The sequence below is a fragment of the Mesorhizobium sp. P5_C1 genome, from assembly GCF_054049815.1.
Genome location: NZ_JBFULQ010000155.1, coordinates 1 through 11,488, shown reverse-complemented (window position 1 = coordinate 11,488; position 11,488 = coordinate 1). Strand labels below are relative to the sequence as shown.

At 62.2% G+C, this 11,488-nt stretch carries 11 protein-coding genes and 1 pseudogene; 6 read left to right on the top strand and 6 right to left on the bottom strand.

Annotation, left to right across the window (positions count from 1 at the left end; genetic code table 11):
- From ACXJ7R_RS14700 to ACXJ7R_RS14680, 5 genes are all read left to right on the top strand, one after another.
- Window positions 1-176, top strand: a 176-nt coding sequence (locus ACXJ7R_RS14700) for a DUF6867 family protein (protein ID WP_457152464.1), incomplete at its 5' end; no start/stop codon positions are given.
- Window positions 177-313: 137 nt separating this feature from the next.
- A complete protein-coding gene (locus ACXJ7R_RS14695; RefSeq protein ID WP_457152463.1) occupies window positions 314-1,432 on the top strand; it encodes a branched-chain amino acid ABC transporter substrate-binding protein in 1,119 nt (372 codons plus the stop codon).
- A 298-nt stretch (window positions 1,433-1,730) separates the two neighbouring features.
- Window positions 1,731-5,189, top strand: coding sequence for a pyruvate carboxylase (pyc, locus tag ACXJ7R_RS14690; protein WP_457152462.1), 3,459 nt, complete (start codon window positions 1,731-1,733; stop codon window positions 5,187-5,189).
- A 258-nt stretch (window positions 5,190-5,447) separates the two neighbouring features.
- On the top strand, window positions 5,448-5,708 hold the full coding sequence (locus ACXJ7R_RS14685; protein WP_027027312.1) for a DUF2312 domain-containing protein: 261 nt from the start codon (window positions 5,448-5,450) through the stop codon (window positions 5,706-5,708).
- Window positions 5,709-5,758: 50 nt separating this feature from the next.
- Window positions 5,759-6,208, top strand: coding sequence for a hypothetical protein (locus ACXJ7R_RS14680; protein ID WP_095084218.1), 450 nt, complete (start codon window positions 5,759-5,761; stop codon window positions 6,206-6,208).
- A 42-nt stretch (window positions 6,209-6,250) separates the two neighbouring features.
- On the opposite strand, the pseudogene ACXJ7R_RS14675 reads toward ACXJ7R_RS14680, so the two are convergent.
- Window positions 6,251-6,759 (bottom strand): annotated as a pseudogene (locus ACXJ7R_RS14675) (arsenate reductase ArsC).
- Window positions 6,760-6,971: 212 nt separating this feature from the next.
- Between ACXJ7R_RS14675 and ACXJ7R_RS14670 the strand changes: the two are divergent.
- Window positions 6,972-7,310, top strand: coding sequence for a hypothetical protein (locus tag ACXJ7R_RS14670; protein WP_457152461.1), 339 nt, complete (start codon window positions 6,972-6,974; stop codon window positions 7,308-7,310).
- A gap of 78 nt (window positions 7,311-7,388) precedes the next feature.
- On the opposite strand, the gene msrB is transcribed toward ACXJ7R_RS14670, so the two are convergent.
- The 5 genes from msrB to ACXJ7R_RS14645 all read right to left on the bottom strand — a co-directional run bounded on the left by msrB (window position 7,389) and on the right by ACXJ7R_RS14645 (window position 11,282).
- Window positions 7,389-7,793 carry a peptide-methionine (R)-S-oxide reductase MsrB gene (msrB, locus tag ACXJ7R_RS14665; RefSeq protein WP_023688927.1) on the bottom strand — a complete coding sequence of 135 codons (405 nt, stop codon included), beginning with the start codon at window positions 7,791-7,793 and terminating at the stop codon, window positions 7,389-7,391.
- Between the two features lie 101 nt (window positions 7,794-7,894).
- Complete coding sequence (locus tag ACXJ7R_RS14660; RefSeq protein WP_457152460.1) at window positions 7,895-8,692, bottom strand: MBL fold metallo-hydrolase; 798 nt, start codon at window positions 8,690-8,692, stop codon at window positions 7,895-7,897.
- Window positions 8,693-8,708: 16 nt separating this feature from the next.
- Window positions 8,709-9,899, bottom strand: coding sequence for a vWA domain-containing protein (locus tag ACXJ7R_RS14655; RefSeq protein WP_457152459.1), 1,191 nt, complete (start codon window positions 9,897-9,899; stop codon window positions 8,709-8,711).
- A gap of 7 nt (window positions 9,900-9,906) precedes the next feature.
- Window positions 9,907-10,353: an N-acetyltransferase family protein gene (locus ACXJ7R_RS14650; RefSeq protein ID WP_457152458.1), complete on the bottom strand. Its 447-nt coding sequence runs from the start codon at window positions 10,351-10,353 to the stop codon at window positions 9,907-9,909.
- A gap of 65 nt (window positions 10,354-10,418) precedes the next feature.
- On the bottom strand, window positions 10,419-11,282 hold the full coding sequence (locus tag ACXJ7R_RS14645; RefSeq protein ID WP_095084433.1) for a LysR family transcriptional regulator: 864 nt from the start codon (window positions 11,280-11,282) through the stop codon (window positions 10,419-10,421).
- Window positions 11,283-11,488 lie beyond the last annotated feature (206 nt).

The window sequence follows — 11,488 nt, the reverse complement described above, 5'->3', positions numbered from 1 at the left end:
ATCACGCGCTGTTCGGCGGCACGATGTTCTCGCTGCACTACTATATCGTCGACACCATCGTGCTGATGATCCTTGGCTTCGTCGGCTATCAATACACACGAACAAACCAGATGGTGACGCAGTATAATTGGCTCTACGAAAGAGCTTCAATCTTGAGCTGGAAGCCGAAAGGCTGAGGTTCATCATTAACGCCGCTTCGGGGATGAATCGGCGTGACAAGTGCCTGAAAATCGGCAAACTATGCTTTCTGCGATAAGGGTGGGCATCGCATGAAAGCTTCATCCACGCCCACTCCGTAAATGGGAGCGTTTAAATGAAAAAATCACTTTTGTCCGCCGTCGCCCTGACCGCGCTCGTCGCGTTCGGCGGCAGCGCGTGGGCTGATGTACTGATCGGCGTTGCCGGTCCGATCACCGGTCCGAACGCAGCCTTCGGCGCACAGCTTCAGAAGGGTGCGGAAGCGGCTGTCGCCGACATCAATGCCAAGGGCGGCATCAATGGCGAGCAGATCAAGCTCGAGGTTGGCGACGACGTCTCCGATCCGAAGCAGGRCATCTCGGTCGCCAACAAGTTCGTCGGCGACGGCGTCAAGTTCGTGGTCGGCCACTTCAACTCGGGCGTCTCGATCCCGGCATCCGAAGTCTATGCGGAAAACAACATCGTCGAGATCACTCCGGCTGCAACCAACCCGCAGTTCACCGAGCGGGGCCTGTGGAACGTGTTCCGCACCTGCGGACGCGATGACCAGCAGGGTAGCATCGCCGGCGCTTATCTCGCCGCGAACTTCAAGGACGCCAAGATCGCCGTCGTGCACGACAAGACCACCTACGGTCAGGGCCTTGCCGACGAAACCAAGAAGGCGATGAACGCCAAGGGCGTGACGGAAGTCATGTATGAAGGCATCAACGTCGGTGACAAGGACTTCTCGGCACTGATCGCCAAGATGAAGGAAGCCGGCGTCTCCATCATCTATTGGGGCGGCCTGCACACCGAAGCCGGCCTGATCATCCGCCAGGCGGCCGACCAAGGCCTCAAGGCGACGCTGGTTTCCGGTGACGGCATCGTGTCGAACGAGTTGGCTTCGATCGCGGGCGACGCGGTTGCGGGCACGCTCAACACGTTCGGCCCGGATCCGCGCCTGATCCCCGCGAACAAGGAACTCGTCGAGAAGTTCCGTGCGCAGGGCTTCGAGCCGGAAGCCTACACGCTCTACGCATACGCTGCCGTGCAGGCGCTTTCGGAAGCAGCAGCAGCCGCCAAGTCGAACGACCCGCAGGAAGTTGCCAAGGCGCTGCATGCGAATGGCCCGTTCAAGACCGTGCTCGGCGACCTGTCCTATGACGCCAAGGGCGACCCGACGCTGCCCGGCTACGTCATGTACGAATGGAAGAAGGGCGACGACGGCAAGTACACCTACATCCAGAAGATGTAAGCCTGTCGGCCTTGATCTCTACAGAATGCCCGGCGCTTTGCGCCGGGCATTTTTCGTTTGAGCCCCGCTCCCTTCCGGATGATCCGGCAAGCCGATAAAGCCGGCCTTTAGCCGGAAAAAGATCAGGCCTTGAATGGCCGCGCCGGGGCTTTCTTGCGCGTTCGACCGAATGCGACCGACTTTGGCGCAAAGATTCCGTTTCAATCGATTTAATTCAGCGTCAATTTTGTTTGCACTGCAGCATTTTCGCGCTAATCATGACGCCAGTTTCGTCCCCGACACTGTCCGGAGTTCGTCCTTGGCCATTACGAAGATCCTCGTCGCCAACCGATCCGAAATCGCCATTCGCGTCTTTCGCGCGGCCAACGAACTTGGTCTCAAAACCGTGGCGATCTGGGCCGAGGAGGACAAGTACTCGCTGCATCGCTTCAAGGCCGACGAGAGCTACCAGGTCGGGCGCGGACCGCACCTGACCCGCGACATGGGACCGATCGAAAGCTACCTGTCGATCGAGGAGGTGATCCGCGTCGCCAGGCTTTCAGGCGCCGATGCCATCCATCCCGGCTACGGGCTTTTGTCGGAAAGTCCCGAATTCGCCGAAGCCTGCGCGGTCGCCGGCATCACCTTCATCGGCCCGAAGCCGGACACGATGCGCCGGCTCGGCAACAAGGTTGCCGCGCGCAATCTGGCGATCGAGGTCGGCGTGCCGGTGATCCCCGCCACCGATCCGTTGCCGGACGACATTGAGGCGGTCAAGACACTGGCCAAGGAGATTGGCTATCCGGTCATGCTGAAAGCATCGTGGGGCGGCGGCGGGCGCGGCATGCGCGCCATCCGCTCCGAGGCCGATCTTGCCCGCGAGGTTATGGAAGGTAAGCGCGAGGCGAAAGCCGCCTTCGGCAAGGACGAGGTCTATCTCGAAAAGCTGATCGAACGCGCCCGCCATGTCGAGGTGCAGGTGCTGGGCGACACGCATGGCAATGCCGTGCACCTGTTCGAGCGCGACTGCTCGATCCAGCGCCGCAACCAGAAGGTCGTCGAGCGGGCGCCGGCGCCCTATCTCGAAATGTCGCAACGCGAGGAGCTTTGCGGCTACGCGCTGAAGATCGCGCGCGAGACCAGCTATATCGGTGCCGGCACGGTCGAGTTCCTGCAGGATGCCGATACCGCCAAGTTCTATTTCATCGAGGTCAATCCGCGCATCCAGGTCGAGCACACCGTCACCGAGCAGGTGACCGGCATCGACATCGTCAAGGCGCAGATCCATATCCTCGACGGCTTCGCCATAGGCACGCCGGAATCGGGCGTGCCGGCGCAGAAGGACATCCGGTTGAACGGCCATGCCTTGCAGTGCCGCATCACCACCGAAGACCCCGAGCACAATTTCATTCCCGACTACGGCCGCATCACCGCCTATCGTGGCGCCACCGGCTTCGGCATCCGCCTCGACGGCGGCACCGCCTATTCAGGCGCGGTCATCACCCGCTTCTACGATCCTCTGCTGGAGAAGGTGACGGCCTGGGCGCCGACGCCGGCCGAGACCATCGCCCGCATGAACCGGGCCTTGCGCGAGTTCCGCATCCGCGGCGTCGCCACCAACCTCACCTTCCTCGAAGCGATCATCAACCACCCGAGCTTCGCCGATAATTCCTACACGACCAAGTTCATCGACACGACGCCGGAACTGTTCCAGCAGGTGAAGCGCCAGGACCGCGCCACCAAGCTCATCAACTATCTGGCCGACGTGTCGGTCAACGGCCATCCCGAGGCGCGCGGCCGGCCGCAGCCGAAGGCCGACGCGGCCGCACCCATCGTGCCTTACCTCAACGGCAATGTGCCGGGCGGCAGCAAGCAGAAGCTGGACGTGCTCGGGCCGGAGAAATTCGCCGCCTGGATGCGCGCGCAAAAGGAGGTGCTGGTTACCGACACGACGATGCGCGACGGCCATCAGTCGCTGCTGGCCACGCGTGTGCGCACGCATGACATTGCCGGCATCGCCGGCACCTATGCGCGCGCCCTGCCGCAGCTTCTGTCGCTCGAATGCTGGGGCGGCGCCACTTTCGACGTCGCCATGCGCTTCCTCACCGAGGATCCATGGGAGCGGCTGTCGCTGGTGCGCGAGGCAGCGCCCAATCTGTTGCTGCAGATGCTGCTGCGCGGCGCCAATGGTGTCGGCTACACCAATTATCCCGACAATGTCGTGCAGCATTTCGTCAAGCAGGCGGCCAGCGGCGGCATCGACCTGTTCCGGGTGTTCGACTGCCTGAACTGGGTCGAGAACATGCGCGTCGCCATGGACGCGGTCGGCGCCGAAGGCAAGCTGATCGAAGCGGCGATGTGTTACACCGGCGACATACTCGACCCGGCGCGAGCCAAATACGATCTCAAATACTATGTCGGCCTGGCCGGCGAATTGCAGGCTGCCGGCGCCCACATCATCGCCGTCAAGGACATGGCCGGCCTGTTGAAGCCTTCCGCCGCACGCGTGCTTTTCAAGGCGCTACGCGAGGCGACCGACCTGCCGATCCATTTCCACACCCACGACACGTCGGGCCTCTCCGCAGCGACGGTGCTGGCTGCGGTGGAGAGCGGCGTCGACGCCATCGACGCGGCGATGGATGCCTTCTCCGGGAACACATCGCAGCCTTGCCTTGGCTCGATCGTCGAGGCGCTGAAAGGCACCGAGCGCGACCCCGGCCTCGACCCGCAATGGATCCGCAAGATCTCGTTCTACTGGGAAGCGGTGCGCAACCAGTACGCCGCCTTCGAAAGCGACCTCAAGGGACCGGCCTCGGAAGTCTACCTGCATGAAATGCCGGGCGGCCAGTTCACCAATCTCAAGGAACAGGCGCGCTCGCTCGGGCTCGAGACACGCTGGCACGAGGTGGCGCAGACCTACCACGACGTCAACCTGATGTTCGGCGACATCGTCAAGGTGACGCCGTCGTCCAAGGTCGTCGGCGACATGGCATTGATGATGGTCAGCCAGGACCTGACTGTCGCCGATGTCGAAAATCCGGCCAGGGATATCGCCTTTCCGGATTCTGTCGTCTCGATGCTGCGCGGCGATCTCGGCCAGTCGCCCGGCGGTTGGCCGGCAGCGCTGCAGAAGAAGGCGCTGAAGGGCGACAAGCCGATCACGGTGCGGCCGGGCTCGCTGCTCAAGCCGGCCGACCTCAAGGCCAGCCGCAAGGAGATCGAGGAGAAGCTCGAGCGCAAGCTCTCGGAGTTCGAATTCGCCTCCTGGCTGATGTATCCGAAGGTGTTTTCCGACTTCGCCGGCGCGCAGGAGACCTATGGGCCGGTCAGCGTCCTGCCGACGCCGACCTATTTCTACGGGATGAAGCCCGAGGACGAGATCTTCGTCGACATCGAGAAGGGCAAGACGCTGGTGGTGCGCTGTCTGGCCATCGGCGATGTCGACGACAAGGGCATGGTCACCGTGTTCTTCGAGCTCAACGGCCAGCCGCGCCGCGTCAAGGTGCCCGACAGGGCGCATGGCGCGTCCGCCGCCAAGGCCCGCCGCAAGGCCGAGCCGGGCAACGAGGCGCATGTCGGCGCGCCGATGCCGGGCGTCGTCTCGGCGCTTTCGGTTGCCGCTGGCCAGGCCGTGAAGGCCGGTGACGTGCTGCTTTCCATCGAGGCGATGAAGATGGAGACGGCGCTGCATGCAGAGCGCGACGGCACGGTCGCCGAGGTGCTGGTCAAGGCCGGAGACCAGATCGATGCCAAGGATCTGCTGATCGCCTTCAATTGAGAGCTGGCAAAGAACGGGCAGGCTGTCGGCGTCTGTCGGCAGCCTGGAGCGTGTTCCATCCCGATGGAATCGAGTTTGGGCTCCATCTCTGTGTTGGGGCATGAACTCCAGGGAAAACCGGTACTCACTTTTCGGGATCATGCCCCTGTGGCTTGTTCGATAACAGCTTGACCCGCCGCCGCTGGTCGGGCATCGAACCGGCTCAAATTTGCCGCCGTAGTCCCCCGAGTCGCGGCGCAGAAACGATGTGGAGAAAACATGGCCGACGATATCACCGAGACCAGCCAGACTGTTGCCGCCGGCCAGCTGCGTGCCTTCATCGAGCGCATCGAGCGGCTCGAGGAAGAGAAGAAGACCATCTCCGACGACATCAAGGAAGTGTTCGCCGAAGCCAAGGGGACCGGCTTCGACACCAAGGCGATGCGTACGATCATCCGGCTGCGCAAGAAGGACCAGGCAGAGCGGCAGGAGGAGGAAACCATCCTCGACCTGTACAAGGCCGCGCTCGGCATGGTGTAAGACTAACCGGCCCGGCGCCCCATGCGGTTGCCGGAGATACGGTTCGAACCATGAGCGAATTCGACTTCGGCGCCCGCCGCGCCTCTGAATTCCGCCAGCGCGGTTTCTGGACGCTGTTCGAGGAACGGCATCCGGAGGAAAAGGCTCTTTTGGCGAGGCGCGGACCCTGGTTCTGGCAGCGCGGGCTGCCCGACTTCGCATTGGTCCTTTCCATGTATGTCGCGCCGGCGCAGAACCATGTCGGCGTCTTCTTTGGGCGCAACGAGAAGTTCGGCGCCACGGGAGCGTGGGCGCGGTTGAAGCCGTTCCAGCCGGCGATCGAAGGCAAGTTGAAGCTCAGGCCCGAACAGAGTTGCCAGGGGCTCGGCATCAATTCGATGTGGCGGGTGAATTGCTTTGCCGAGGACAACTGGCCTGCGATGGCCGACTGGTTGGTGACGGAGGCCTCGCGCATCGAGCGCGCGGTCACCGAGGTTCTGGCGGACGAAGTCGGAGCGTGAGCTCGCGTCCGCCGGCCGATGAGCGAGACGGGGCTTTTGCGATCAGCTCGCCTTCGCCGTATCGCGGCCGATCTCGTCCAGATGGTGCTGCAGGGTCATATGGTCGAGCGTGCCCACCGGCAGATTGACGAACAGCGAGATGCGATTGCTGAGCATGCGAAAGGCATCGGCGAAGGCGAGGTGCCCTCGGCGTCGGTGCCGTGGGCCTTGGCCGGGTCCGGTATCGCCCAAAGTGCCGTCATCGGATGGCCGGGCCATATGGGACAGGCTTCGTTCGCAGTGCTGTTGCAGACGGTGAAGACGAAGTTCATTTCCGGTGCGTCGGGCGCGGCGAATTCGTCCCAGCTTTTCGAGCGGGCGAAGCCGGTGTCGAAGCTGAGGGTTTCGAGCAGTTGAAGTGCGTAGGGATTGACCGTGCCCTTCGGCTGAGAGCCGGCGGAAAAGGCCCTGAACCTGCCGGCGCCGATCCGGTTGAGGATGGCTTCCCCCATGATGGATCGTGCCGAATTGGCGTTGCAGAGAAACAGCACGTTGTAGAAATTGTCGCTCATCTCAAGACCTCCCTGGCAGGCGACTGGATGATTGAGCGGCAAATTCCGTCGGGACGTCGCCGCTTGGCAAAAGTATATCGAAAAGAAGCGGCGTAGAAAGGTTTCACGACCGTGTGATGACATCCGGTCAGGTCACGATGTCCATCGTCGCCTGGTGTTGACAGTTTGTTGCGTTTGACGTTCCTGCCGACGCCGAAGCGAGGGTTGCGCCGATGAATGTTTCAAAGCTCCCCGAAGACGAGAACGACACGGCCAGCCGGGGCTTCTTCCGCGCACGCTGGCAAGGCCTGGTGCCGCTCGATCGGCTGTTCTGGCGCGACCTCGTCCTTGTCGGCACGGCGATCAATGTCGTATCTTCGGTGGCCGCGCTCATCCTGCTCGGACTGAAGCTGCCGCTCGCGCTGGTTCTGGCGGTGCATTTCGCGCCGGTGCCCTACAACATCTTCCTGACCTTTGCCGTATGGCGAACCACGGAAAAGGCCACCGGCGCCAAGGCCTCGCTGATGACGCTCGGCGCCACATTGTGGCTGATCCTGTCGGTCGTGGTCTGACAGTGCGGATACGGGGCACCTATCGCGCAATGAAAAAGGGCGGCCGCAGCCGCCCTTTCGATTCATCCGACGATCGGGTTAGGCCGTCGGCTCGAATTTCAGCGCCACGCCGTTGATGCAATAGCGCAGGCCGGTCGGCGGCGGGCCGTCCTCGAAGACATGGCCGAGATGGCTGCCGCAGCGGGCGCAATGGCATTCGGTGCGGACCATGCCATAGCTGCGGTCGACGGTGTTCTCGACCGAGCCCGGCACCGGGTCGTTGAAGCTCGGCCAGCCGGTGCCACTCTCGAACTTCAGCTTGGATTCGAACAGCGGCTGGTCGCAGCCGACGCAGGAAAACGTGCCGGCGCGCTTCTCGTAGAGCAAAGCGCAGCTTCCCGGCCGCTCGGTGCCATGGCCGCGCATGACGGCATATTGCTCCGGCGTCAGCCGGGCGCGCCATTCGGCGTCGGTGCGGGTGACGGGGTAGGTGTGGGTGTCCATTTGATCTCCTCAGCCTTGCCGGCTCGTTGTTGATTGCAACCTCATATTCGCACCAAGATAGGCATTTGTTACGAGGTTTGCCCGCATTTTCGATCGTGCCTTCACGCGATGGCTGCAAGATAGCGCGCGACCGATATATCGAATGCCGCTTTTGCGTCCCCAATCACATTCTGGTTCCACCATGCGCCGTAGATGTGGTTGAACTGGAAGGGCTCCAATGCCTTCGCGATGCGGCGGACGGCGGCTGCGTTGAGCGGGATATAGTTGGGATAGCTGTACATGAAGCTGACATGGCGGCGCGTCGGCGTTACCTGCAATATGTCGCCGGACAGCAGGGCGTTGCCGCCATCGCGTTCCCAATGGAGCACCTGGCCGCCGGCAAAGTGGCCACCGCAGCGGACAAGTGTCAGCGAAGGGTTGATAGGCAACGTCTCGCCCTCCCAACTGACGATCGCCTTGTGCGGCCGCATGATCCATTGGCCGTCATCGGYGTGGAGAAAGATCGGCACACCGCCAAAAGCCTCGCTCCACTCGACCATCACCGAATAATAGTGGCAGTGCGAGATGGCTATCGCTGTCAGGCCGCCACGGCGGTTGATCTCGGCCACCGCCTCGTCGCTGACCATCGAGATGCAGTCCCACAGCACATTGCCGTGCGGCGTCTGCGCCAGCAACGCGCGCTGGCCGATGGCGAAGCGCGGCTCGATGCCGAAGGCGAGAACGCCGGCATCGTCCTTGACCACGACCCGGTTTCCGTCGGCGAGCTCTTCCGGTGTGATCCAGGCCTGGCCTTCCCAGCGCACATATTGCCGCTCGTCCTCGCAGATCGGGCAGCGGTTCGGCGGTGCCTTCGTTGCCGCGAACTGGACGCCGCATTGCAGGCAGAGAAAGCAGGTCATCGTTTTTCCTGTCTGTTCAATGCTTCCTTGAAAGCTGCCTGGTCGCGCCTTCGAGCCCGRCCAGCGTCAGCGGGAACATGCGGCCGCCGAAGACGTCGCGGATCATGGCAATCGAATGGGTATAGCCCCAGTTCTTCTCGTTCTCGGGGTTCAGCCATACCGCGTTGGGCCATTGCTGCAACAGGCGGCCGAGCCAGACGGTCCCGGCCTCCGGGTTCCAGTGTTCCACCGAGCCGCCGGGTAGGGCGATCTCGTAAGGGCTCATCGAGGCGTCGCCAACGACGATCACCTTGTAGTCCGGCCCATATTTATGGATCAGGTCGAAGGTCGGGATCGTCTCGGCATGACGGCGGCGATTGTCCTTCCACACGCCTTCATAGAGGCAGTTGTGGAAATAAAAATATTCGAGCTGGCGGAATTCGGCGCGGGCGGCCGAAAACAGCTCTTCGACGCTCTTGATGTGGTCGTCCATCGAGCCGCCGACATCGAAGAACATCAAGAGCTTCACCGCGTTGCGCCGTTCGGGCCGCGTTTGTACGTCGAGATAGCCGTGTTCAGCGGTGGCGTGAATGGTGCCCGGCAGGTCGAACTCTTCCTCGGCACCCTCGCGCACCCAGCGGCGCAGGCGCTTCAGCGCGATCTTGATGTTGCGGGTGCCGAGTTCGACGGCATCGTCGAAATTCCTGAACTCGCGTCTGTCCCAGACTTTGACGGCGCGGCGGTTGCGGCTTTCGTGCTGGCCGATGCGCACGCCTTCGGGATTGTAGCCATATGCGCCGAAGGGCGAGGTGCCGCCGGTGCCAATCCATTTCGAACCGCCCTGGTGGCGGCCTTTCTGCTCCTCCAGCCGCTGTTTCAAGGTCTCCATCAGCTTTTCGAAACCGCCGAGCGCCTCGACCAGTTTTTTCTCTTCGTCGGTCATGTGCTTCTCTGCGAGCCGGCGCAGCCATTCCTCGGGAATGTTGGCGACATCGACAGCGTCCGGCCCACCCAGCGCCTCAACGCCCTTGAATACATGGGCAAACACCTGGTCGAAGCGGTCGATGTGGCGTTCGTCCTTCACCAGCGCGGTGCGGGCCAGATAGTAGAAACCCTCGACGTCGTAGTCGACCAACCCGGCTTCCAGTCCCTCCAGCAGCGACAGATATTCCCGTAGCGAGACGGGAACACGCGCTGCCTTCAGTTCGAGGAAGAAAGGGATGAACATCGTCTATCTACAGCAGATCATACTCGATGAAGCCGGTCCGGCGCGCCACATAGTCGTAGAGCTTGCGCGCGGTGGCGTTGGTCTCGTGCGTCATCCAGTAGACATTCTTGACGCCGATTTTTGCGGCTTCCAGCTTCACCGCCTTGATCAGCTCAGCACCAATGCCCTTGCCGCGCACGTCCGGATCGGCGAACAGGTCCTGCAGATAGCAGTTGTTCTGCTCCGCCCAGCAGGAGCGGTGGTAGAGATAGTGGGTGAGGCCGACAGCCTTGCCGTCGAGCGTGGCGATGAAACCCTTCGGTTCGAACTCGCCTGCCGTGAACAACCGCTTCCAGGTAACGGCGTAGACCTCTTCCGGCAGCTTGGTCTCGTAGAAGGTCAGATAGTCGGTCCACAGGCGCCGCCAGTCGGCATGGTCGAACTGCGCAAGCGGGCGGATAGTGATCTCGGTCATTTCGATCCCCGTGAAATCTGGAACCCGATCCATACCAACAGAATCGCGATCGGGAACATCCTTGCCTATCCCGCCGGCAAATCATACTCGCGAAAAGCGGTGGCGAGCATATGCAGCGCCTCTCTTGCCCGCGGCGCCAAGGCGCGCGAATGCAAGACGATATCGGAAGAGGGAATCGGCGGCAGGCCGAGCTTGCGACCCACCTCGATCAAGCCAGGGGGAGCGACACGTTGGGCGAGGGCGCAAACGACGAAGCCGGCCGATACCGCGATGTTGACTGCCGCGCCGCCGCCGCCGACGAAAGCCTCGCTCCAGGCAATGCCTGCTCTATCCAGCGCCTCGACTGCTCTCAGCCGGTCCGGGCAGTTGCATACGGTGCTTAGAAGAGCGAGGCGCAAGGGCGTCCCGGGCCGCCATTCGAAGGCAGGGGCCGCGAACCAGCCATAATGGGTGCGCGACAAGGCTTCGCCCCGGCGACTGTCGTCTTCCTGGTGCACGATCACCGCATCGAGTTCGCCCCTATCGAAAGCCTCCTGCAGCAAAGAGCTGGTATCGATCCTGATGTTGAGGGCAAGCGACGGATCATGGGCATGAAGCTGGGCTATCAATATGGAAAGCTCGGGCCCCGCGACGTGGTCGACAAAGCCGAGAGCAAGGCGACACGGCGCCTCTGAAAACTCCGCCATGGCACGTTCATGGGCGGCAAGGAATTCGCGAGCTGCCGGGAGAAAAACCGCTCCCCTTGCCGACAGCCGCACGCGGCGCGGGGTTCGTTCGATCAGACGCGCGCCGAGCTTTTCTTCGAGCCGGCGCAGTTTGACGCTGATCGTCGCCTGGGTGCTACCCAGCGCGGCAGCCGCACGGGTGAAGCTCTGCAGATCGGCCACCATGACGAAGGTCCGCACGGCGTCGACATCAAGGCTTGCCATCTCGATCATTCCTTTTTGTCATCTCTGAAATAGAGATGCATAGTCTTTTTTTATGGTCAAGCGTCGTCTATGTCACCTCCATCGCAGTTTGAAAGCATCCGCCCTTGGCTCACCTGCGAATGCTCCGATGGAAAGGGATTGTTATGCTTCAAATCGACCGAAACACCGTTGCGCTTGCGGGCGCTTGTCTTGCCTCGCTGCTGTTC